This window comes from Pseudoclavibacter sp. CFCC 13611 (genome assembly GCF_008831225.1).
Lineage (GTDB): Bacteria > Actinomycetota > Actinomycetes > Actinomycetales > Microbacteriaceae > Pseudoclavibacter_A.
On sequence record NZ_WBKE01000001.1, the window covers coordinates 26,618 to 48,667 of the forward strand.

General features: G+C 63.9%; 18 protein-coding genes and 1 pseudogene. 15 read left to right on the top strand and 4 right to left on the bottom strand.

Translation table 11 applies throughout. The features are described from left to right. Positions 1-117: 117 nt before the first annotated feature. From rpsF to F8O08_RS00140, 6 genes are all read left to right on the top strand, one after another. Positions 118-453, top strand: a complete 336-nt coding sequence (gene rpsF, locus F8O08_RS00115; RefSeq protein ID WP_225732897.1) for a 30S ribosomal protein S6 — start codon at positions 118-120, stop codon at positions 451-453. Positions 454-455: 2 nt separating this feature from the next. Beyond that, a complete protein-coding gene (locus F8O08_RS00120) occupies positions 456-1,085 on the top strand; it encodes a single-stranded DNA-binding protein (protein ID WP_158038654.1) in 630 nt (209 codons plus the stop codon). A 202-nt stretch (positions 1,086-1,287) separates the two neighbouring features. Further along, complete coding sequence (rpsR, locus tag F8O08_RS00125; protein WP_158030521.1) at positions 1,288-1,551, top strand: 30S ribosomal protein S18; 264 nt, start codon at positions 1,288-1,290, stop codon at positions 1,549-1,551. A 30-nt stretch (positions 1,552-1,581) separates the two neighbouring features. Continuing rightward, positions 1,582-2,034, top strand: a complete 453-nt coding sequence (rplI, locus tag F8O08_RS00130) for a 50S ribosomal protein L9 (protein WP_158030522.1) — start codon at positions 1,582-1,584, stop codon at positions 2,032-2,034. Positions 2,035-2,251: 217 nt separating this feature from the next. Further along, positions 2,252-2,965 (top strand): GntR family transcriptional regulator, encoded by a 714-nt coding sequence (locus F8O08_RS00135; RefSeq protein WP_158038653.1) that lies wholly within the window; start codon positions 2,252-2,254, stop codon positions 2,963-2,965. Between the two features lie 146 nt (positions 2,966-3,111). After that, on the top strand, positions 3,112-4,470 hold the full coding sequence (locus F8O08_RS00140; protein ID WP_158042246.1) for an aspartate aminotransferase family protein: 1,359 nt from the start codon (positions 3,112-3,114) through the stop codon (positions 4,468-4,470). A gap of 19 nt (positions 4,471-4,489) precedes the next feature. On the opposite strand, the gene F8O08_RS00145 is transcribed toward F8O08_RS00140, so the two are convergent. Continuing rightward, the gene (locus F8O08_RS00145; protein WP_158042247.1) at positions 4,490-5,266 is read right to left on the bottom strand and encodes a GntR family transcriptional regulator; all 777 of its coding nucleotides are present in this window, start codon (positions 5,264-5,266) and stop codon (positions 4,490-4,492) included. A 274-nt stretch (positions 5,267-5,540) separates the two neighbouring features. Here F8O08_RS00145 and F8O08_RS00150 point away from each other — a divergent pair, with 274 nt between their 5' ends. After that, the gene (locus F8O08_RS00150; protein ID WP_158038650.1) at positions 5,541-7,697 is read left to right on the top strand and encodes an alkaline phosphatase family protein; all 2,157 of its coding nucleotides are present in this window, start codon (positions 5,541-5,543) and stop codon (positions 7,695-7,697) included. A gap of 55 nt (positions 7,698-7,752) precedes the next feature. Continuing rightward, positions 7,753-10,464: a hypothetical protein gene (locus tag F8O08_RS10910; protein ID WP_158042248.1), complete on the top strand. Its 2,712-nt coding sequence runs from the start codon at positions 7,753-7,755 to the stop codon at positions 10,462-10,464. A 67-nt stretch (positions 10,465-10,531) separates the two neighbouring features. Here the strand turns inward: F8O08_RS10910 and F8O08_RS00160 are convergent, their stop codons facing one another. After that, on the bottom strand, positions 10,532-11,971 hold the full coding sequence (locus F8O08_RS00160; RefSeq protein WP_158042249.1) for a gamma-aminobutyraldehyde dehydrogenase: 1,440 nt from the start codon (positions 11,969-11,971) through the stop codon (positions 10,532-10,534). Positions 11,972-12,074: 103 nt separating this feature from the next. Then, positions 12,075-13,538 carry an APC family permease gene (locus F8O08_RS00165; protein WP_158042250.1) on the bottom strand — a complete coding sequence of 488 codons (1,464 nt, stop codon included), beginning with the start codon at positions 13,536-13,538 and terminating at the stop codon, positions 12,075-12,077. Between the two features lie 208 nt (positions 13,539-13,746). Here F8O08_RS00165 and F8O08_RS00170 point away from each other — a divergent pair, with 208 nt between their 5' ends. The 5 genes and pseudogenes from F8O08_RS00170 (at position 13,747) to F8O08_RS00190 (ending at position 18,072) form a co-directional block, all read left to right on the top strand. Then, positions 13,747-15,204 (top strand): aldehyde dehydrogenase family protein, encoded by a 1,458-nt coding sequence (locus F8O08_RS00170; protein WP_225733516.1) that lies wholly within the window; start codon positions 13,747-13,749, stop codon positions 15,202-15,204. Between the two features lie 135 nt (positions 15,205-15,339). After that, on the top strand, positions 15,340-15,816 hold the full coding sequence (locus F8O08_RS00175) for an Lrp/AsnC family transcriptional regulator (protein WP_158042252.1): 477 nt from the start codon (positions 15,340-15,342) through the stop codon (positions 15,814-15,816). A gap of 27 nt (positions 15,817-15,843) precedes the next feature. Continuing rightward, positions 15,844-16,149 (top strand): annotated as a pseudogene (locus tag F8O08_RS00180) (DMT family transporter); the annotation flags it as partial. Positions 16,150-16,276: 127 nt separating this feature from the next. Continuing rightward, the gene (locus tag F8O08_RS00185; RefSeq protein ID WP_158042254.1) at positions 16,277-17,710 is read left to right on the top strand and encodes an NAD(P)/FAD-dependent oxidoreductase; all 1,434 of its coding nucleotides are present in this window, start codon (positions 16,277-16,279) and stop codon (positions 17,708-17,710) included. Next, positions 17,707-18,072, top strand: coding sequence for a cupin domain-containing protein (locus F8O08_RS00190; RefSeq protein WP_158042255.1), 366 nt, complete (start codon positions 17,707-17,709; stop codon positions 18,070-18,072). Before F8O08_RS00185 ends, F8O08_RS00190 begins: the two co-directional genes overlap by 4 nt. A 43-nt stretch (positions 18,073-18,115) precedes the next feature. Here the strand turns inward: F8O08_RS00190 and F8O08_RS00195 are convergent, their stop codons facing one another. Beyond that, complete coding sequence (locus F8O08_RS00195; protein WP_158042256.1) at positions 18,116-19,507, bottom strand: NAD(P)/FAD-dependent oxidoreductase; 1,392 nt, start codon at positions 19,505-19,507, stop codon at positions 18,116-18,118. Between the two features lie 297 nt (positions 19,508-19,804). On the opposite strand from F8O08_RS00195, the gene F8O08_RS00200 reads away from it, so the two are divergent. Together F8O08_RS00200 and F8O08_RS00205 are read left to right on the top strand one after the other, a co-directional pair. Continuing rightward, a complete protein-coding gene (locus tag F8O08_RS00200) occupies positions 19,805-20,377 on the top strand; it encodes a cupin domain-containing protein (RefSeq protein WP_158042257.1) in 573 nt (190 codons plus the stop codon). 132 nt (positions 20,378-20,509) lie between these two features. Then, a complete protein-coding gene (locus tag F8O08_RS00205) occupies positions 20,510-21,985 on the top strand; it encodes a peptide MFS transporter (RefSeq protein ID WP_158042258.1) in 1,476 nt (491 codons plus the stop codon). Positions 21,986-22,050 lie beyond the last annotated feature (65 nt).

The window sequence follows — 22,050 nt, forward strand, 5'->3', positions numbered from 1 at the left end:
GATATGATTGGCCGGTCTGTGCCGTCGCATCCGTGTGCCGACGACCGGACAGTGAGATTACCCTCCTGCTGCAGAAGAGCTCTGCGGCCGTTCGAGTCCGAAGGAGGTGGGTGATTCATGTCTCAGAACATCAACAAGTATGAGCTGGCCGTGATTCTCGATCCGTCGGTGGATGACCGAAAGGTTGCCACGACCATCGAGAAGTTCCTGGCTGTCGTCCCGAAAGAGGGCGGCACCGTCGACAACGTCGACATCTGGGGTCGTCGTCAGTTCGCATACCCCATTCAGAAGAAGACCGAGGGCAGCTACGCCTTCGTGCAGATCAGCTCGACTCCTGACACCATCAACGAGGTCGACCGTCTGCTGCGTCTGTCAGACTCCGTGCTGCGCACCAAGGTGCTGCGCGCCGAAGACGCTCGTGTCGTGCTGCGTCAGCCCCGGAAGGCCAGCTGACCATGGCTGGCGAGACCGTCATCACGGTCGTCGGCAACCTGACCGGCGACCCTGAGCTGCGCTACACCCAGAACGGTGTCGCAGTGGCGTCATTCACGATCGCCTCAACCCCGCGCAGCTTCGATCGCGCCTCGGGGGAGTGGAAGGACGGCGACGCGCTGTTCCTTCGTGCGAGCGTGTGGCGTGACTTCGCAGAGCACGTCGCGAAGAGCCTGACCAAGGGCATGCGCGTCATCGCCCAGGGTCGGCTGCGCCAGCGGTCATACCAGGATCGTGAAGGCAACAACCGCACCAGCTACGAACTCGACATCGATGAGGTCGGTCCGTCGCTGCGCTATGCGACGGCTCAGGTCGAGCGCGTCGCTCGTGGTGGTGGCCAGGGCGGCTTCGGCGGCGGCCAGAGCAACCAGGGCGGCGGCCAAGTCGGCGGCGGTCAGGGCGGCTACGGCCAGCAGGGCGGTCAGGGCGGCTTCGGCGGTCAGTCGGCACAGCCTGCCGGCGGTCAAGGCGGTCAGAACCCGGGTGGTCAGAACCGCGGCGGTCAGCCCGGCGGCGACGCATGGGGCGAGCCCGTCTCGAGCGGCGACGGCTGGAATCAGCCGGGCGTCAACCTCGACGACACTCCGTTCTAAGCCGGTCTCAGACAGGGCGGTCGGGCACTTCCCACATCGAGTCATGCCATGTGGCATGTTTCGGCGCGAGAATCCGACATCTGCCATGTCTCGACAGGCAGGCCAGACGACCGGGCAGCCGATCGGCGGGCCGACAGCGCGGAGGCAGGGGCGACCCGGCATCCGCAACACACAGTTTCAAGAACTCAGAAAGAAGTAGAAAATGGCTGGTAAGGGAGCAGCGCGCGCCAAGGCCGCGCGCAACGCCAAGCTCAACCAGAAGGTTGTGCCCTCCAAGGTGATTCGCGTCGACGTCGTCGACTACAAAGATGTCAACACCCTGCGCAAGTTCGTGTCGGAGCGCGGCAAGATTCGCTCACGCCGCATCACCGGTGTGAGCGTGCAGGAGCAGCGCCTGATCGCACGCGCTGTCAAGAACGCCCGTGAACTCGCTCTGCTGCCGTACTCCGGCGCGGGCCGCCACTGAGGCGCGAGAAGCGAAAGGGACTGAAACACAATGTCGAAACTCATTCTGACCCAGGAAGTCGACGGACTCGGCACTGCCGGTGACATCGTCGACGTCAAGGCTGGCTACGCGCGCAACTACCTGCTGCCGCACGGCTACGCCGTCGCTTGGAGCGCCGGCGGCGCCAAGCAGGTCGAGCAGATTCGCGCGGCTCGTGCCGCTCGCGAGCTCGCGACCATCGAAGAGGCCAAAGACCTCAAGCTGCGCATCGAGAACGTGCGCGTGCGCCTCGAGACGAAGGCCGGCCGCGAAGGCCGTCTCTTCGGTGCGGTGAAGCCCGCCGACATCGCCGAGGCGATTGAAGCCGCCGGCATCGGCAAGGTCGACCGCAAGCGCATCGTCATCGCCGATCCGATCAAGGCGACCGGTGACCACAAGGCGCAGCTCAAACTGCACCCGGACGTCGTCGCAGACATCACGCTGCAGGTCATCGCCAAGAAGTGACCTCGCCGTGGTGAGCGCCGCAGGATGCTCTGACTGAGCTGACTGCCCGCTTCACGTGGTGCGCAGGGCCCTGCACCCTTTCGAGGGGGCAGGGCCCTGCGTCGTTTTCAAACGGCGGACGCAGCGGTGATACTCTGGCCGCGCAGGCTCGGGGAAAGACCAATTGAACGACGCACAGTGCATCGTCCCGCCCATCTCAGAAGGTCGCGATCGACTCATGTCTCGGTATTCAGGCGTCGCCGCAGATCTTCGTCGGCGCATTCTTGACGGTGAATTCCTGGTCGGCAGCCGGCTGCCCTCAGAACAGACGCTCGGTGATGACTATCGTGTCTCGCGCAAGACCGTGCGCAATGCTTTGGCGGCACTGGAACGTCGTGGGCTCATCATGGTCAGACGCGGCAGCGGCTGGTTCGTCGCCCAGACGCAGCAGACACAGGGCTTCGATCAGATGCGCTCGTTCGCGCAGTGGGCGCGAGATCGTGGACTCGCTCCTGGCGGACGCATCGTCAGTCGTGAGCAGACAAAGGCGAACGTGCGCGAGGCACGCATGCTGCGCACGCACATCGATGACTCTGTGCTTCGCATGACCCGTGTGCGCACGCTCCAGGAGCGCACTGTGATGATCGAGCGTTCGACGTGGGCGCCGTGGGTGCTGCCCCTGATTCGCGACGTCCCCGACGACGTCGTATCGACGACTGCGACGCTGCGCGACCATGGTCTCCATGTCGTCTACGGGCAGCACCGCATCGAGGCGGTCGCGGCCTCGAGCGCAGACTCGAGACTGCTCGGCGTGCGCAGAAGCAGCCCGCTGCTGCAGGTGCGTCGCGTCACGTTCTCGCGAGACGGTCGTGTTGTCGAGGTGGGCGAAGACCGCTACCTGCCTGACACCATCGTGTTCGAGATCGCGGCCGCAGGAGCCGCAACGGCCTGATGCGCACACCTGGCCCCACTGACGGGCCGCTGCAGAGCATCGGATGCCCGTCGGTCGGCGTTCGTTCACCTGCCAGACATCGGCGCTCGGTTGACTGGTCGGCGTGTGTGCTCATCTGAGCCCGCGGCCCGCCGAGAGAGAGACTCATGACCAGCAAATCGACCATCATGGACACGAACAGCTTCAGCGCCGACGCCCTTGACCTGCTCGACGGCGAGACCCGCCAGCTGGTTGAGCGTCGCCTGACCGTGCTCGGAGGAGCCTACCGGCTGTTCTATCAGCACCCGGTGCATCTCGTTCGCGGAGAGGGCCAGTATCTCTGGGACGCCGCCGGGGCGAAGTACCTCGACATGTACAACAACGTCGCGAGCGTCGGCCACGCGAACCCCACGGTCGCGCGGGCCGTCGCTGACCAGATGATGCGCATCAACACGCACACTCGCTATGCGCACGAGAACATCGTCGACTACTCCGAGCAGATTCTGGCGACGATGCCGAGTGAGATCACGCGCGCAATGTATATGTGCACCGGTTCAGAGGCAAACGATCTGGCCATTCGGGTCGCACGCGAATACAGCGGCGGCACCGGCATCATCGTGTCGTCCGAGGCCTATCACGGCAATACCGATCTCACTTCTCGGCACTCGCCGGCGCTGGGCGGTGGGCAGCCGCTCGACGCTGCGTGCCGTCGGGTGCGCGTGCCGTCAGCGGATGCCATGGGCGGCCCCGGCTCACTGGCCCGAGAGAACTCGGGGCAGGCCTTCGCCCACGAGATTGAGAAGGCGATCGACGACCTCGAATCGCACGGTGTGCGGTTCGCCGGATTTCTGGCTGATTCGATCTTCTCGTCAGACGGCGTGCACCCCGGCCAGGCCGGCTGGCTGGCGCCGGCCGTCGACGTCGTGCACCGACACGGCGGCGTGTTCATCGCCGACGAGGTGCAGCCCGGATTCGCACGCACCGGTGAGGCGTTCTGGGGATTCGCCCGTCACGGCGTGGTGCCCGACCTGGTGACCACGGGCAAGCCGATGGGCAACGGCATTCCGGTCTCCGGGCTCTTCGCTCGCGACGAGGTGCTTGCGGCGTTCAGCGACCGGCTGCCCTATTTCAACACCTTCGGCGGCAGCCCGGTGTCGATGGCCGCGGCACTCGCAGTGCTGCACGAGATTCAGAGCCGTGACCTGCAGCAGCACGCGCTGCAGGTCGGCGAGCGGCTGCGCACCGAGCTGCGTCGCGTCGCCGAGCGTCATGTCGGCGTCGGCGACGTGCGCGGGGTCGGTCTCTACACCGGTGTCGACATTGTGTCACCGGCTGATGGGCAGACGGCCGACGGTGCGCTCGCCCTAGCTGTGCTTGAAGGGTTGCGAGAGCGTCGGCTGCTCACCTCGGTGGCCGGTGCCGCCGGCAACGTGCTGAAGCTGCGGCCACCGCTGGTGTTCGACATGCGCGACATCGACCGGGCATGCACGACTCTCGATGAGACGCTCAGTGCACTGGACGCCTGAGCTCAGTGGGCGCCCAGGCTCAGCCGGCGGTGGCCAGGTGCGTCGACGGTGAGCTGCGATCGACCGAGTTCTCGATGACGAAGGCGGCCGTCGCGGGCAGATAGCGATCGTCGGCGTATTCGATGGCGCGGTTCTGCCCATCGTATGAGACTCGACGTGATCGCAGCAGTGGAGCTCCACGGTCGATCTCAAGCCACTCGGCGTCGAGCTGGTGTGCTGCGACGGCATCGATGCGATGTCGAGCCCGCACCGGAGTGATGCGCACCGCGCGCAGGGTCTGGTAGATGCTGGCATGGTCGAGGTCTGCGGTCAGCAGATGCAGCCCGACGCGCAGAGGAAACCACGAACGCTCGAGCATGGCAGGTTCGCCGTCGAGGTATCGTGCCCGGATGTTCGTCACCACGGAGTCACCGACGGCGATGCCGAGTTCGCGGGCGACTGTCTCGCCTGCCGGTCGCCGTGCGGTGTCGACCACGTGTTGGTCTGGTGTGCGCCCCAGGCTGTTCGCCCACTCAGTGAACGACATAAACGTATCGAACGACTGCCCCGGGATCACACGGTGCACACGTGGCGGTGCACCTCGACCGCCCACGACGGCGCCCTCGGCACGCAGCTGGCTGAACGCCTGTCGAATGGTCGCGCGAGAGACACCGAACTGGCTCATCAGTGCCTTCTCGGTCGGCACACGCTCGCCTTCGGCCCAGGTGCCGTTCTGGATGCGTTCGCGAAGCACCAGATAGACCTGCTCGTGCAGGGGCGGAGTGTCTGTGGGAGAGGGGCGGCCAGAACCTGTCATGACAACAGCCTAGGCCGCCGACCGAACCGGCAGACGGACGACGCGTGGCGAACGACGCGACGACACGCGACATCCGCCGAATCGCTGTCGAGAAGACCCCCAGAGTCGGGGCGATCAGGCCTGCTGTGCGCAGTCGGACCCTCATCTGCGGCTGCAGCACCCGAACGGTACCGAGGCATAACCGCATGTTCACCGCGACTTCATCCGCGACTTCTTGCATAGCGTTCGTGCGGCAGAAGCTGCGCACTGAGTCATCCATCCCCAAGGAGTACCCGTGTCTTCGACCCCTGTTCCCTTCGAGCCAGAACCCTTCGATCGCCCCGAGCTGGTTCCCGAGAATCTGCTGAAGCGCGGGTTCTCACGACGTCAAGTGCTGCAGACGCTCGGCCTGATGGGCGGTGCTGCGGTCATGGGGCGCCTGGGCGGTGTCGGATCGCCGCTCGCTCAGGCTGCCGAGGGATACCAGCTGCCCACCGGTTTCGCCGGAGACATGTCAGATCTCAAACATGTGGTGATCCTCATGCAGGAGAATCGCTCGTTCGACCACTACTACGGTTCGCTGCCCGGTGTGCGCGGGCATGACGACAAGCAGGCGCTGCGCTTTCAGAACGGCACAGATGTCTTCTCGCAGCCCAAGGGAACGTCATTCGTGAGGCCCACACATGTGACGACTGTGGCCGGGATGGAAACCGGACTCGATCACTCGTATGCCGGTGGCACCAAGGCGTGGAACGAGGGCCGATACAACGGGTGGATCGCCGCCAAGGGCGACAGCACCATGAACTACCTCACCGGTGATGAGATGCCCTGGCAGTATTCACTCGCCAGCGCGTACACGATCTGTGACATGAACCACTGCTCTGTGGCCGGCCCCACGACGCCGAACCGTCTCTACCTCTGGAGCGGAATGTCGAACGGCGGCACTGGAAACGGCGGCGAATCGAACGGAGACAAGGCGTGGGAGACCTACCCCGAACAGCTGCAGAAAGCCGGGGTCAGCTGGCGCATCTACGTCGACAACAGCGGCAACGGTTCGAGCTGGGTCGGCGACTATACCGACAACCCGATTCGCGGCTTCGCGAACTTCACCACGAACGGCAGCAGCGCGAAGGATCTCGCGAATCGGGCAGACGCCGAGAAGAACAAGCCCGGTGAGGGCATCATCTGGCGTGCCGGCGGCGAGCCGTACAAGGCGTCGGGCGCGCCCAACAACGATTCGGACGAAAACCTGAACGGCGTGCTGAAGAAATTCATCGACGCCTGCAAACCCGACGCCGAGTTCCCACTGCCCGAGGTCTCATGGGTGGTAGCCCCGTACAAGTGGTGCGAGCATCCCTCGGCCAACCCCGAGCACGGAGCACACTTCACGAACAAGGTCATCCAGACGCTGCAGAGCAATCCCGAGCTCTGGAAGAGCACGCTCTTCATTCTGACCTTCGACGAGAACGACGGCTACTTCGATCACGTGCTGCCGCCGCGGCCTGAGCCCGGCACCAAGGGCGAGTTCTCGGACACCACGCCGATCGGATACGGTGCGCGAGTGCCGATGATCCTCGTCTCGCCCTGGACGCGCGGCGGCTGGGTCTGCTCCGAGGTCTTCGACCACACTTCGGTCATCCGCTTTCTCGAGCAGTGGACGGCCTCGCGAGGCAAGCCGGCCAAGAGCTCGAACATCACCGACTGGCGGCGTACCATCAGCGGCGACCTGACCAGTGCGATCGACTTCGCCCACCCGATCGTCGACACCCCGTCGCTGCCAGACACCTCGGCACTGATCTACATCGCGGACAACGACCCGAAGGCGACTTTCACCGAGCAGGTTCCCGAAGAGCACAAGTGGTCGGCGGTCGCTGAGCTGCAGCATCGTCCGCTGGCGTTTCAGGCGCACGGTACGTTCAGCGAGGATCGTGCACACGGCACCGTTCAGGCGAACCTGTCGTTCGCAGGCGGAGCCCGAGGCAAGGGCGTCAGCCTGCAGGCCTTCCCCGACAAGTATGCGGAGTTCTCGAACACCCCATACACGGTCACGGCTGACCAGCCGCGCACTCACAAGGTGGATGTGTCGAAGTCTGATGGCCGATACGCCTTCAGCGTCTACGGCCCCGACGGCTTCGTGCGCTCGCATGCGGGCACGGTCATCCCGGCCGGCCAGAACACGGGAGGCGTACCGCGCGCAGACGTCGAACTCGTGTCGGGTGCAAAAGCCGGTGTGCGCATCACTCTGCACAATGACGGACGTCGCCCAGTGAAGTTCACGCTCACTGCGAACGACTACGACGGGCGCACGCAGTCGGTGCGTGTCGCACATGACCAGAGCCAGACCATCACCTGGCCCACGAAGAACGGCTACTACGACGTCGTCATCACCGCAGACAGCGGCACCGGGTGGAAGCACCGCTATGCGGGCCGTGTCGCCGAGATCTCGGCCTGAGCTCGCATCCGCGGACATCCCACGAATCACGACAGCGAACCAGGAGAACTCTGAAATGCAATTCTCACTCACCAAACGCCGACGAACGCACCAGGCCACGCGCCTGAGCGTGGTCGGGGCAGCTCTCGCCGCATTGCTCGGCATGCTCCTCGCCCCCAGCACGACGGCCTCGGCCGACCCCTCACTCGATCAGGACTTCACTACTCCTGCCGCCACGCAGATGCCGGCAGGCTGGACCAAGACCGACGTCAACACCGCCGGGATGAAGGACGGCTGGGACGGATGGACGTTCCACACGCTGGACGAGACGGTCAAGAAGTGGGGCGCGGGCGGCAAGTACACCGACTTCACGAAAGCACAGGGACAGGTAGCCATCGTCGAATCGGATCAAAACTCGCCGTCGAGCGGTGCCTTCAGCTCCACTCTGTGGAGCCCCGAATACAGCTTCACTGATGTCGAAGCGGTGCAGATCGCCTTCGACAGTCAGTATCGTCAGGGACAGAACCCGCCGGCGCATCTGCTGGTGAGCGTCGACGGCGGCGATCCGACCGCTCTGGACGAGTTCGCCGACACGCGTTCGAATGAGACCGTCGCCAAGACGGTGAACCTTGCTCCCGGCACCCACAGGGTCAAGTTCGGCTGGGAGTATCTCAAGAGCAATAACAACTGGTACTGGATGATCGACAATGTGCACGTCAAGCCTTTGTCCAGCACGAAGGTCGCCGATTTCACGCCGGCCATGCCGAACCAGGTGGGTGGCTGGACGAAGAACGACGTCAACACAGACGGCATGAAACCCGGCTGGGACGGATGGAGTGCGCACAGCCTCGACGAGATCGACTCCACCTGGGGGTCGAACGGTCGATTCTCGGAGTTCACCAAGGCTCAGGGGTCGGTCGCAGTCGTCGAGTCGGACGGCAACAAACCGACCAGCGGCAAGTTCAGCTCGACGCTGTGGTCGCCCACCTATCAGTTCGACGGCAAGAAGCCGTACGCGCAGATCACCTTCGACAGCCAGTACCGAAGCGGACAGAACTCGCCGGCACACCTGGTGGCGAGCATCGATGGTGCGCAACCGGTCAGCATTGACGACTACTCAGCCGATCGCTTCAACGAGACCGTGACCAAGTACGTCGAGCTCGGTGCCGGGGCACACACCGTCAAGTTCGGCTGGCAGTATCTGAACAGCAGCAACAACTGGTACTGGATGATCGACAACGTCCAGGTGAAGGCAAGCACCGGCCCACACGCCGGCACGCAACTGCCTGACGGTTTCGTGACCGACGCCTTCTATACCCCGCAGACTCCCGCTGGCAGCGAGGTGCGACTGCGTGCCGCAGGACTGTGGCATGGCGAGGCTCCGGCGAAGTTCGAGAAGACTGACGGCCCGGACTGGCTGTCGGTGAGCGACGACGGCGTGGTCAGCGGCACTGCCCCGGCCGACGAGGTCGGCAGCTACGTGGATGCCACGGTCAGCGCGCAGCTCGGCGACGGCACCAGCGAGATCACGGTCACAGTGCCGGTGATCGCCGCCGATGCGCGCCCCGAGGTCGTCGCGGCGACCTGGAATCTCTGGGACGCCGGTGCGAACGTTGACGATGCGTTGTCGAAAGAGCTGAAAGCGATCGCCGACAACAGCCTTTCCGTCGTCGGTGTGCAAGAGGACGACGGCACCGTCGCCACGAAGCTGGCCGACGCGCTGGGATGGTATCACTCGCAGGCCAGTGACGGGCTTGGCCTCGTGTCGGCCTGGCCGCTGTCAGACGAAGCCGACGCGACGGCGGATGCCCCTGCCGCAGCCGCGACCGCAGACATCGCTGGCACAGAGGTGCGTGTGTGGGTGGCCGGTCTGAGCGATGAGCAGTATGGCCCGTACCGTGCCTGCTTCGATGGTGTGCACGATCCTGCGGCGCTGGTACAGGCAGAGAGACAAACCACACGTTTTGCGCAGGCACAGGCTGTTGCAGCGCGCCTCGCCGACGATGTGAAGGCATCAGACGAGACGCCGCTCATGCTGCTCGGCGATCTGGAGTCGCCTTCGGGGCAGGACTGGACGGCTGCGACGGCCGCTCAGCACTGCGGCGTCGGTGCAGTTGACTGGCCGGTGACGGCTGCACTGCGTGCAGTGGGAACCGGCAGCACGCAGCTGACCGATTCGTATCGTGTGGTGCATCCAGACCCGATGGCCGATGCCGGTGACACTTGGTCTGCGTTCGTCACCGAAAACGAAGAGCATGCCGCAGCGGAGCCACAGGATCGGGTCGACGCCGTCTGGTTCGCAGGCAGCCGCCTGACGGTCGAGGATTCGAGCACCGTCGTCGCCGGCTTCCCGAGTGATGCGGATCCGGCCTCGAACGCCTGGCCGAGCGATCATCGTGCGGTGGCCACGACGTTCTCAATCGGAGAGAAGTCGAGCACGCCCACTGATCCCACGGATCCCACTGATCCCACGGATCCGACTGATCCCACCGATCCGACTGATCCCACCGATCCGACTGATCCGACCGATCCGACTGATCCGACCGATCCGACTGATCCGACTGATCCGACTGATCCGACTGATCCGGATGGGACTGGCGATGTGCAGCAGGGCGCGGGAGACGCTCAGCAGGCCGACACCGGCGCACAGCCCGGTGAGAGCGGCACTGCTGACCCCTCCTTGGCCAAGACCGGCGTCAATCTGGAATGGATGCTCGGTCTAGGTGTGGCTGCAGTGGCCTTCGGCGGTTTCGGCATTGCGCTGGTACCTCGTCGCCGTGACTGCTGACGCGAGATGCTGACGGTGGGTCGACTGCAGTCATCGCGGATGGCTGCAGTCGACCCACCTGTCGTGCTCAGCGGCCGGTGTAGCTCATGACGTGTTTGACCCGTGTGTACTCGTCAAAGGCGTAGTGCGAGAGGTCTTTGCCGTACCCAGAGTGTTTGAACCCACCATGAGGCATCTCTGAGACGAACGGCAGGTGGGTGTTCGCCCAGACACAGCCGAAGTCGAGGTCTCTCTGAAACCGAACGGCCCGCCCATGCTGCTGCGTCCAGACCGAAGCCGCCAAGGCGAAGTCGACTCCGTTGGCCAGCTCGAGTGCTTCGGACTCATCACGAAACGACTGCACTGTGATGACGGGGCCGAAGATCTCCTGTTGCACGAGCTCGTCTTGCTGGTGCACTCCGGTGATGACCGTCGGCGCGATGAAGAAGCCCAGCTCGCCTACCCGATGTCCACCTGTGCGCACTGTGGCATGGCTAGGCACGCGGTCGAAGATGCCAAGCAGCCGCTCGAACTGGTTGATGTTGTTCACCGGCCCGTAGAACGTGTCGGCCGATCGAGGGTCGCCTGTGTGCACGTGTCGTTCGATGTGCTCGACCAGACGTTGCACGAATGCGTCGTGCACCGATGCCTCGACGAGCAGTCGAGTTCCAGCCGTGCAGTCTTGCCCGGCGTTGAAGAATGCCGCAGTGGCCAGCGTCTCGACCGCACGGTCGAGGTCGGCGTCGGCGAAGACGATGACCGGTGCCTTGCCCCCCAGCTCGAGATGCAGTCGTTTGAGATCGTCGCTGGCCGTCTGCGCGACCTCGCGCCCGGCTCGCACCGAGCCGGTGAGCGAGACGAGCCGGGGCACTGGGTGGCCCACCAGGGCATTGCCAGTGCTCGCGTCGCCCAGTACGACGTTGAACGTGCCCGCAGGCAGATGGGCAGAAGCCAGTTCGGCCAGCCGCAGGGTGGTCAACGGCGTGGTGTCTGAGGGTTTGACCACGGTCGCGTCGCCTGCGGCAAGCGCCGGTCCGATCTTCCACCCCAACATGTTGAGCGGGTAGTTCCATGGTGTGACCTGCCCGACAACGCCCAGTGGCTCGCGCCGAATCGACGACGTGTGGTCTCTGTCGGAGTACTCGGCGGTGGCTGCGCCCTCGAGGTGCCGTGCGGCGCCGGCGAAATAGCGCAGGTGGTCGACCGTGGGCAGCACTTCGTCTTCGACCAGTGAGGCTCGGACCTTGCCGGTGTTGGCGCTTTCGAGGTCGGCAAACTCGTCACGATGCTCATAGAGCTCGTCAGCGATCGCCAGCAAGGCCTCTTGCCGCTGCGTAGGAGTGGTCGTGCCCCAGGTGCGTTGTGCCACTGCGGCGCTCTGAAACGCGCGGTCGACGTCACCGGCCGTCGACACCGGCATCGTGGCGATGATCTCTTCGGAGGCGGGGTCTACGATCGGCAGCACCCGTTCGCCCTCGCTGCGCACGAATGCGCCATGAATGAAATTCTGGAGGCGGTTTGCGGTCATGGTCTGCTCCTTCTGAGGCGTGGTCATGGGTGTCGGGCTGCTCATCGAGGCGCGCGATGGGGCGAGGCGTGGGGCGGCTCGCGCCGTCCCACGCCTCAGTCTGTCATGGTCGTTCGCTCTCAGACGCCGAGGTGCCGGAAGGGTCTTCTGACGCAGATGTCGGCGCTGGTGCGTGTGCTCGCGCTGACGACTGCACCAGCCACCAGATCACGATACCGAGCAGAAGCAGCCCGAGCGCGATGCCGAGTTCGAGAAAGCCGCCGTACCCGGTGACGGAGAATCCGGTTGCCCCGACGGCCAGAATGACCACCAGAACCACACTCAGAATGATCGACAGCGGAACGAAGAAGTTCGGCAGCCGTACGGGGCGTACCGCATCAGGGCGGTCACGGCGCAGCAGGAAGAACCCGGACACGGCCAGAAGATGGGTCAGGATGTACCCGAGGTTGCCCGTCACGATGATCGCCAGCGGGTTCTGCAGCACGACGAGGATGACGATGTTCAGCACGAGCATCACGGTGAGTGCTCGAACCGGCACTCCGCGCCGATTCAGCACGCCCAGAGCCGGAACGGTCACACGCTCCTTGCCCATGTTGAACAGCACGCGGGACGCATCGGCCACCGAGGTGGTCATGATGAGGAGCAGAGAGGCGATCAGACAGAGCACCATGACGTCTGAGGCGCCACCGACGAGCGAGGCGAAGCTTGCGACGAAGAAGGTGGCAGGATCCTCTGCGATGGCGGCTTCTCCGGCGTATCCGCCAAGAGTGAGCGGCACGACGAAGAACACGCCGAGGCAGAACAGCACCGAGGCCTTGATGGCTTTCGACGTGTCTTTCACTGAGTCACGGTATTCCGGGGCGAAGGTGGCGCAGACCTCGATGCCGAAGGTGGTCCAGGCCATGATGTAGAGCCAGACGACCGCCGTGTGCAGGCCTTCGAGGCCGTGCAGGTTCCACGTCAGATCGAGCGGGGCCCAATCTGCGCTGAAGAGAGGAAAGACGATGAACACGAACAGGGGGATCATCAGGATGGCAGCGGTGACATAGACGAATGACATGGTCATGCGCACTCCGATCAGATTGATCAGGTACATGAAGACGATGACGCCGAGGCCGATTACGATTGGCAGGCTCAGGGTGATCGGGCCGAGCGCGAGTTCCCAGGTCTGTTCGGGAAACCACTGTGCCTGGACAAGAGCACCCGTGACGGCGCCATAGGTGGCGAGGTTCGTTCCCCAAGGAAGCCAGTATCCGACGCCGGCAAGCGGAGCCACCCACGGAGCACGACTCTTCCAGGCTTCGGCTGCGTAGTGAGCGATGCCTCCGGACGAGTTCGGGAACATCGTGGCCAGCTCGGTGTAGAGCCAGTTGACACCCAAAGAGATGGCCATCGAAATGGCCCAGAGCACCGCTGCGCCCCAGCCGCCGAGGCCGGCGATCGAGGCTCCCAGTGTGGCGATCAGTGCGGCGGGCATGGTCATCGCCAGGGCGAACCCGTCGAACCAGCGCATGCGCTTCGGCAGCTGTTCGGCCTCGGCCACAGCTGCGAATTGTTCCGTGGACATTGAGTCTCCTTCAGGATGGGGCGAGTGCCCAATTGGTATGAAGTGAAGGTTGAGGTGGTAAATCAAACTCGACAACGATCTAAAGCTAACTATTACGTGTTTCTAGCAAGTAACAAGAATGGTATTTGTTTTTTCCGCAAGATCGATTCGGTCTAGGGTGGTGAACGACAAGCGACAGAAGTACTCGAGACTCAGAAGGAGGTGCAGAGTGAACGCTCTGCCTCAAGCCCCCAGAACGCAGCTGTTCATCGCCGGAGAGTTCACTGACGGCACATCAGACGAACGAGTCGAGGTGGTCAGCCCGGTGACTGGCGATGTGATCGCTGCCATCCCCTCGGCGACCGCTGAAGACCTGGACACTGCCGTCAGAAAGGCCCATGACGCGCAGCGAAAATGGCGCCGAGTCGGCGTCTTTCAGCGTGCGGAGATCCTGCACCGTGTGGGTGACGAGCTCGAGAGGCGCGTCGACGACCTCGCACGTCTGCAGACGCTGGAACAGGGGAAGCCGGTCAGCGAATCAGTCGCCGACATCAAAGAGGCCGCACAGCTCTTCCACCTGCATGCTGAGGATGCCCTTCGTCTGTACGGCGAGACGCTTCCTTCGTCTGACGTGGACAAACGCATGTTCACCTTCCATGCCCCGGTCGGGGTCTGGGGCATCATCACTCCGTGGAACTTCCCACTGCTGATGTTCACGGAATTCGTCGCGCCCGGCCTCGCCACCGGCAACGCCTGCGTGGTCAAGCCGCCGAGCAACACGCCACTGGCCGTGCTCGCCGCAATGGACGCACTGACCGCGGCCGGGGTGCCGGAAGGCCTCGTCAGCGTGCTGCCCGGAGACGGCGAGTTCGGCTCGCAGTTGGTCGCCCACCCTGGCATTCACGCCGTCGGCTTCATCGGCTCATCGGCGACCGGAGCGAAGATCGTGCGCACTGCCGGGCTCAAACGCACGCTCATGGAGTGCTCAGGCAACGGCCCGATCGTCGTGTTGGAAGACGCGAACATCGAACGTGCGGCCGCGGCCGCCGTCGACTCGGCCTTCTACTGCGCCGGGCAGGTCTGCTGCGCGACGGAACGTCTGATCGTGCACGAAGCCGTGCACGATCAGTTCGTCGAAGCCGCACTGAGCTATGCACAGCGCCATGTGCAACTCGGTGACCCCTTCAGCTCGGAGGTCAACCTCGGCCCTCTGAACAATGAGGGTGTGGCGGCGAAGATGGATCGCCATCTCGACGAGGCGCGGGCTCGTGGATTCGACATCCTCCTCGGGGGCGGGCGTGCCGCAGGCTTCGCCACGAATCTCTACTACGACTTCACCATCGTCGACGGTGTGACCGAAGACAGCCTTCTGGCACAGGAGGAGTCGTTCGGGCCGGTGCTGCCGATCCTCAGCGCGACCTCTGACGATGAGATCCTGCGAATTGCGAACGCCGACGCTCTCGGTCTGCAGTCAGCCGTCTTCACCGAGAGTCTCTCGCGCGCCTACCGGTTCATCGAAGAGCTTGAGACCGGCCAGGTGATCGTCAACGATTCGAACGGCTGGTGGGATATCAACATGCCGTTCGGCGGAGCCGGCGGCAAGGGCACCGGGTGGGGGCGGATCGGCGGAATGTACACGCTGCATGACATGACCGACCTGCGCACCGGGGCCATACACGTGAGATAGCGGGAAAGCTGCGGTCCTGCCGACTCCTCCGGTGCCGCACGGCCTGATGGCCGTCAGAGCGGCACCGGAGACGGTCGCGGAATTGTGAGAGGACAACCGGTGTGGAAAAATCACACGTGATATGGGCAGGGCATCATGCATCCGAAGCGGGGCGGCGCAGTGAACAATCTCGACGAGATCGACAAACGACTGATCGCCATCCTGCAGAAAGACGGCCGCAAGTCGTTCAAAGACATTGCTCTGGAGACCGGAGTGCCCGCGTCATCCGTACGATACCGCGTGCAGCGTCTGGAAGACGCGGGAATTCTGCAGATCGTCGGCATCGCGAACCCGCTGAACATCGGCTTCGATCACCTCGCCATGATCGGTATCTCGTGCAAGCCGGGGCAGGCTCGTCAGGTCTGCCGACTTCTCGCAGAGCACGACGAGACCAGCTATGTCGTCGTCACCAGCGGCTCGTTCGACGTGATCATCGAAGTCGTGTGCCGCGATATGCAGCACTATACGGAGTACCTGCTCGAACGGCTTCAGAAGACGCCCGGCGTGGTATCGACCGAGACGTTCTTCGTGCTCGAGGCGCACAAACTGGCCTACGGCTGGGGCGTCGTCTGATCTGCTCTTCTCACGAGGAGCAGTGATATGCCCTGGATTCTGCTGGCCTGCGCTATCGCGGCAGAGGTCTTCGCCACAAGCATGCTGAAGACGACGCAGGGCTTTACCCGGCTCTGGCCAAGTGTCGCGGTGATTCTCGGCTATGCGGCCGCCTTCTACCTGCTGAGTCTGGTGGTGCGCACGCTGCCGGTTGGTCCGGTCTATGCGACGTGGTCGGCCCTCGGCACGATCGCGGTGACCGTCATCGGCGTGTTCTTCTTCTCACAGCACCTGCGGCCCTGGCAGACGGCGGGGCTCGTTCTCACCGTGGTCGGTGTCGTACTGCTCAACCTTGGAGCAACTACGCATGATCACGACACTGCGGCGAGCAACCGGTCCGACCCATCCGAAGTGAGCGCTCACAGCGCCAATTTGCACGACCGCTGACATCTCAGCGGTGATCTGACCAAGAGGAAGACACATGACTGTATTCGAAGACGCTGAGGCTCGTTTCAGCGACGCTCAGGAACGCGAACTGCTCGGTGGGGCCAGACGCACGCCGTACTGGCTTGAAAACGCATCCCGGCCTGCTGCGAGAAGACCGCTTGCAGAGGACGCCCGCTGCGATCTGGTCGTCGTCGGCGGAGGCTACACGGGGTTGTGGACCGCGCTGCTCGCCAAAGAGCGCGATCCGGAGCGAGATGTGGTCCTGCTTGAGGCGAAACGCATCGGCTGGGCGGCATCTGGCCGCAACGGTGGCTTCTGCGAGGCGAGCCTCACACACGGGGCGGCCAATGGCATCCGACGTTTGCCCGACGAGTACGAACGGCTTGCAGAGCTGGGGCAGCAGAATCTCGACCAGCTCGCCGAGACGGTGAGCCGCTATGCGATGGACTGTGACTTTCAGATGTCGGGTGTGCTGCGCACGGCTACCGAACCGCACCAGGTCGAGTGGCTGCGCACGTCGGCGCGAGATGACGCGCATGCACGCTTTCTGAGTGCAGAAGACCTCGCCGCCGAGGTGCGTTCACCCCTGTACCAGGCCGGTCTCTTCGAGTCGCAGGGCACGGCGATCGTGCATCCGGCAAAACTCGCCTGGGAGCTCGCACGCGTGTGCGAGGAGCTCGGGGTCAGAATCTTCGAGGGCACTCTTGTCGAGCGCATAGTCGCAGACGCGGCTGCGGTGTCGGTCAAGACGCCGGGTGGAGTGGTGCGCGCCCAGCGAGTCGCGTTGGGCACAAACGTCTTTCCCGCGCTGATTCGCAAAGAACGCAAGTACACGATTCCGCTGTACGACTATGCGCTCATGAGCAACCCGCTGAGCGAGCAGCAGGCGGCACAGCTGGGCTGGGCCGAACAGTACGGGATCACCGATCTCAACAATCGGTTTCATTACTCCCGACTGACCACCGACGCCGACGGTCGGCTGCGCATCCTGTACGGCGGCTACGACGCCATCTACCACTATGGAGGGCGAGTGAAACCGCAGTACGACCAGCGAGACGCATCGTTCCGACGGCTCGCCGCACACTTCGCGGCTACATACCCGTATCTGGCCGATCTTGGATTCTCGCATAAGTGGGGTGGTGCCATAGACACCTGCAGTCGGTTCTTTCCGTTCTTCGCGACGCAGCATGAGGGCAGGGTCGCGCACACCGCCGGATTCACCGGTCTGGGCGTCGGCGCCACACGTTTCGCGGCCGGAGTCATGGTTGACCTGCTCGACGGGCGGTCGACGGAGCTGACGCGTATGGACTATGTCACGAAGAAGCCGTTGCCGTTCCCGCCGGATCCGTTCGCATTCGTCGGGGCTCGGGTTTCTTACAGCGAAATGGCGCGTGCTGATCGCCATGAGGGGAAGCGCGGGCTCTGGCTGCGCACGATGGACGCTGTCGGGCTGGGGTTCGACTCATGAGCGGCACAGCGGCGCTGCCGGTCGGCGGTGTGATCAATGTGGGATCGCAGACGATTCACCATTCCCCGGTGCCGGTGGCACAGATCGTCTCGGGCGCTCCGACCACCGGGGCACGACCGGTCGGCGAGCTCGGCGAGCTGAGCGTCGGCATCTGGGAGATGTCTGAAGGCTGCATGTCAGACGTCGAGCAAGACGAATTCTTCGTCGTTGTCTCGGGCACGGCACGGGTCGAGTTCCTGCAGCCGCACGGCGAAACCGTCGAGCTGCGCCCAGGGTCGCTCATGCGTCTGGGCGCAGGGATGCAGACGCGGTGGACGGTGTTGGAAGGACCACTGCGAAAGGTCTATCTGACTGCATCGTGACGTCGCACAGCGGTACGGCCTCATGGCCGGGCAGAAGGAACGATCAGTCCATTCCCGTGATCTTCGCAGCGAAGCGTGCGATAGGTGCCGTGCGCTCGGCGTTCGCCCGCTCCTCTTGGGTGTCTGCTACGCCGAAGAGGCCGTACATGCTGGTGATGCCGATCCATCTGGCGGGCTCGGGCTCCCACAGGGGCGGGCGGTGTCCGAACCAGGGCAGCCTGCTGTATCGGGAGTCGACCCCGCAGATGCGATCGGCCAAGGTGTTGGCTGCGACGAACGCCGTGGTCACACCGTGACCGGCGTATCCTCCAGCCGTGCCGATGCCGGTCTGCTGGTCGAGATCGACGAATGCGCACCAGTCACGCGTGACGCCGATCACGCCGCACCACGCGTGTGCAAGCGGTATCTCTCCCGCATCGGGAAAGTACTCGGTCAGGCGACTGTGCAGCAGCTGCACGGTCTTGTCATCGACCTCGCCGGCGTGATCCGTCCGTGAACCGTAACGGTATGGCTTGCCGCGGCCGCCGATGGCGATGCGGCCGTCGGCCGTGCGCTGCGCATAGGTGAAGACATGAGCCGAGTCGCCGAAGCATTCGTCATCGTTCCAGCCGATCGTCGACCACTGTGAATCGGTGAGCGGCTCGGTGATCACGATCGATGAGTTCACAGGGGCGATTCGGCGTTTCGGCATGCCGTCGATCTGGCCGGTGTATGCCTCAGTGCAGACCAGCACGTACGGTGCGCGCACTCGTTGGCCCTGCGCTGTGCGCGCGGTGTGTGCAGCCACGGCGGCGACACGAGTGTTCTCGTGAATGACTGCGCCTCGGTGTTCGACGAGCCGAGCCAGACCGGTGACGAGCAGCGACGGATCGATGCGTGCGGTCGTCGTGTTGAACATGCCGCCCACGGTGCCGTCGACGCGGATGCGTTCGTCGGCCTCCTGTCGGCTGAGCATGGTGATGTGCTCGGGGCGGTATCCCCAGTCGAGCGCGCTTCGCTGAGAGGCCTCCTGGCGGGCAAGGGCGGCAGGAGTGCGCGCCACGCGCAGATGCCCGCCCTTGACCTGATGAGCGTAGATGTTCTCTTCGCTGAGAATGTCGATGATCTCGTCGACGGCTTCGATCATCGTGCGCTGAAACTCGATGACGGCGTCTCGGCCGGATGCTGCTGCGAGTTTGCGGCGATTCGCGCTGAGCAGCGCCGAGACCCATCCGTCGTTGCGGCCGGATGCTCCGTGGCCGACGAAGTCGCTCTCGAGGATGTGAATGCGCAGCGCAGGGTCGTGTCTCTGCAGCAGATACGCGGTCCACAGGCCGGTGAATCCTGCGCCGACGATGCAGACGTCGGTTTCGAGGTCGGCTTCGAGGCGCGGACGCTTCGTCTGCAGACCGTCGAGATCTCGATCCATCCAGAAGGAGATGTGTCCGTTCTTCATGATCGTTTCGCTTTCGGCTGGTGGAGCAGCCCCGGTGGTCGACTCCGTGAGAGTTCCCCTTGTCAGAAGCTGACTGGAAGGTGAAGGCCTGCTGCTGCCCGGAAGGGGGGAGAAACCAGGCAGCAGCAGGTGATATGCATAATACCGTCGTATGAGAATTTGGCAAACGATGTTGGAGTGTGCTCCCTCAAAAGAAGGTCTTTCCCTTATAAACACAAGGTTCGTCAATTGTAAAAAATGTATTACCAAAAATATATTCTCTTGAGCCTCAGCAGAATCTGGGATTGACTACTGCTCATGACAGACCAGCAGGATCCCACGCTCATCGCCGGCATGCGCATCCGTCGACGCAGACAGGCGCTTCACCTGCGCCTCAGCGACGTGGCATCTCAGGCTGGAATCACCGAGGGGCATCTCTCACAGATCGAACGCGGCAAGTCGAACGCGAGTGTGGCGACGCTGCAGCGCATCTGTGCAGTGCTCCGACTCGAAGTGGGAAGCATCTTCGCCCCTTCTGAGAGCGACCAGTCGTCAACCGTGCTGCGCCACGCAGACGCCCAGGGCATTCACTATGGCGAGGGTGCTTCGAAGATCAGGCTGAACCCTCGAGGCTTCGACCACCTGGAGCTGCTGTTGGGAAGCTTCGATCCCGGCGGTTCGACCGGGCCCGAAATGTACACGCACGGAGACTCAGAAGAGATTCTGCTGGTCGTCGAAGGCGAGGTGGACGTCTTCATCGAAGACGAGAAGCACCACCTCGCAGCGCTCGACTCGGTGCACTATCGCAGCAGCCAGCCGCATCGAGTCGTCGAGAGCACCGGCATCCAGCCGGCGCGTGTGGTCTGGGGCATGTCGCCCCCGACGTACTGACGGGCGTCACGTCCCATCTCAAGCTCGCCGCGCTCCTGTTGCGGAGTCGCGGCATGCGGGCGCCGTCCGGGCCCGCACCATCCGCTCGGTTCCCCCACCTCTCCGAGCACCGAATGTCGAGGAGAACGCACGATGACAACAGCACCATACGTCCAGACGCCGCCGGGAGACGCGCCTCACGGCTCGCGCCGAGAACACATTCCCAAGGGCATCTGGCAGATGGCCTTCACCGAGCTCTGGGAGCGATTCTCGTTCTACGGGCTCCAAGGGATCCTCTCGTTCTACCTGCTCTACTCGTTGGACAAGGGCGGTCTTGAGATCGCACCCGCCGCGGCCGCGGGAATCGTCGGCGCCTATGGAGGCTCGGTATACCTCGCGCAGCTGCTCGGCGCCTGGGCCGGCGATCGACTGATCTCTCCGAAGCGCATGGTGCTGATCGGCGGCATCGTCATCACCGCAGGGCACATCGCTCTGGCAGCGTTGCCAGGGCTGACCGGCCTCGGTGTGGGGCTGGTGCTGATCATCGTCGGCACAGGTGCTCTCAAAACCAATATCACCACGATCGTCGGCTACATGCTCGAAGGGGAGGAGACCAGTCGTCGGGATGCCGGCTTCTCGTACTTCTACATGGCGATCAACGTGGGCGCCGTGGTCGGCCCGCTGCTCACCGGGCTCGCGCAGAATCAGCTGGGCTTTCACTACGGCTTCGGTCTGGCCGCGATCGGCATGGTCGCTGCCCTTGTCCAGTACATTCCCTCCATGAAACGGCTGCCGGAACGGGCCGGCCAGGTCGACAATCCGCTGCCGCGCGATCGCCGGTTCGTTCCCCTCGCATGGATCGCCGCGGCGATCGTCGTCATCGCAATCGCCTGGTTCACCGGCCTGCTGCATGCTGAGAATCTCTCAAGCATCGTGACGATCATCGCCCTGATCGCCGCTGGCGCGTACTTCGCGGTGATGCTGACGTCTCGGAAGGTGACAGCGTTCGAGAAGCGCCGGGTGGCGGCGTTCCTGCCGCTCTTCCTGCTCTCAGGCATCTACTTCGGTCTGCTGTTCCAGAAGTTCACCGCGATCTCGATCCTGGTGACCGAACGCATCGATCTGCACATCGGGTCGTGGACGTTCCCGGTCGCCTGGATCACCATGGTGAGCCCGCTCTCCGCTGTTCTGATCACCCCGCTGATCGCGCGTCTGTGGCAGCGGCTGGGCAAACGGCAGCCGAAGCCGGCGACGAAGTACGCCATCGGCCTGATGCAGATCGGCTGCGCGTACGCCTATCTGCTGCTCATCTCGAGTGTCACCGGCGACGCGACGATTCCGCTGCTGCTGATCCTCTTGTTCATGTGCCTTGCCGGCTCGTCAGAGGTGTTCGTCGGGCCGATCGGTCTGGCTCTGGCGACGAAGATCGGTCCGAAGTCATTCGAGGCGCAGATGGTCGGGCTCAACTTTCTCTCACTGGCACTCGGCTCGTCGCTCTCGGGACTGCTGGGCCAGCTCTTCACCGCGATTCCGAACGGCACGTACTTCACCATCGTCGCCGCCGCGGGCATCGTTCTGGGCGGCCTGCTTCTGCTGCTGCGTCGGCCGCTGAACCGCATCATCGAGTAACGTCGCCGGGGCGCGGCGAGAGCGCTGTCTGCACGTGAGGGTCGGACTGCCTGAAGGCGCCGGCC

What these genes read in the sequence shown, in the direction of transcription:
- F8O08_RS00185 (WP_158042254.1), top strand. Translation starts at nt 16,277, where the DNA reads ATGACTGTATTCGAAGACGCTGAGGCTCGTTTCAGCGACGCTCAGGAA.
- F8O08_RS00120 (WP_158038654.1), top strand. Translation starts at nt 456, where the DNA reads ATGGCTGGCGAGACCGTCATCACGGTCGTCGGCAACCTGACCGGCGAC.
- rpsF (WP_225732897.1), top strand. Translation starts at nt 118, where the DNA reads ATGTCTCAGAACATCAACAAGTATGAGCTGGCCGTGATTCTCGATCCG.
- F8O08_RS10910 (WP_158042248.1), top strand. Translation starts at nt 7,753, where the DNA reads ATGCAATTCTCACTCACCAAACGCCGACGAACGCACCAGGCCACGCGC.
- F8O08_RS00175 (WP_158042252.1), top strand. Translation starts at nt 15,340, where the DNA reads ATGCATCCGAAGCGGGGCGGCGCAGTGAACAATCTCGACGAGATCGAC.
- F8O08_RS00165 (WP_158042250.1), bottom strand. Translation starts at nt 13,538, where the DNA reads ATGTCCACGGAACAATTCGCAGCTGTGGCCGAGGCCGAACAGCTGCCG.
- F8O08_RS00195 (WP_158042256.1), bottom strand. Translation starts at nt 19,507, where the DNA reads ATGAAGAACGGACACATCTCCTTCTGGATGGATCGAGATCTCGACGGT.
- rpsR (WP_158030521.1), top strand. Translation starts at nt 1,288, where the DNA reads ATGGCTGGTAAGGGAGCAGCGCGCGCCAAGGCCGCGCGCAACGCCAAG.
- F8O08_RS00190 (WP_158042255.1), top strand. Translation starts at nt 17,707, where the DNA reads ATGAGCGGCACAGCGGCGCTGCCGGTCGGCGGTGTGATCAATGTGGGA.
- F8O08_RS00200 (WP_158042257.1), top strand. Translation starts at nt 19,805, where the DNA reads ATGACAGACCAGCAGGATCCCACGCTCATCGCCGGCATGCGCATCCGT.
- F8O08_RS00135 (WP_158038653.1), top strand. Translation starts at nt 2,252, where the DNA reads ATGTCTCGGTATTCAGGCGTCGCCGCAGATCTTCGTCGGCGCATTCTT.
- rplI (WP_158030522.1), top strand. Translation starts at nt 1,582, where the DNA reads ATGTCGAAACTCATTCTGACCCAGGAAGTCGACGGACTCGGCACTGCC.
- F8O08_RS00140 (WP_158042246.1), top strand. Translation starts at nt 3,112, where the DNA reads ATGACCAGCAAATCGACCATCATGGACACGAACAGCTTCAGCGCCGAC.
- F8O08_RS00160 (WP_158042249.1), bottom strand. Translation starts at nt 11,971, where the DNA reads ATGACCGCAAACCGCCTCCAGAATTTCATTCATGGCGCATTCGTGCGC.
- F8O08_RS00145 (WP_158042247.1), bottom strand. Translation starts at nt 5,266, where the DNA reads ATGACAGGTTCTGGCCGCCCCTCTCCCACAGACACTCCGCCCCTGCAC.
- F8O08_RS00205 (WP_158042258.1), top strand. Translation starts at nt 20,510, where the DNA reads ATGACAACAGCACCATACGTCCAGACGCCGCCGGGAGACGCGCCTCAC.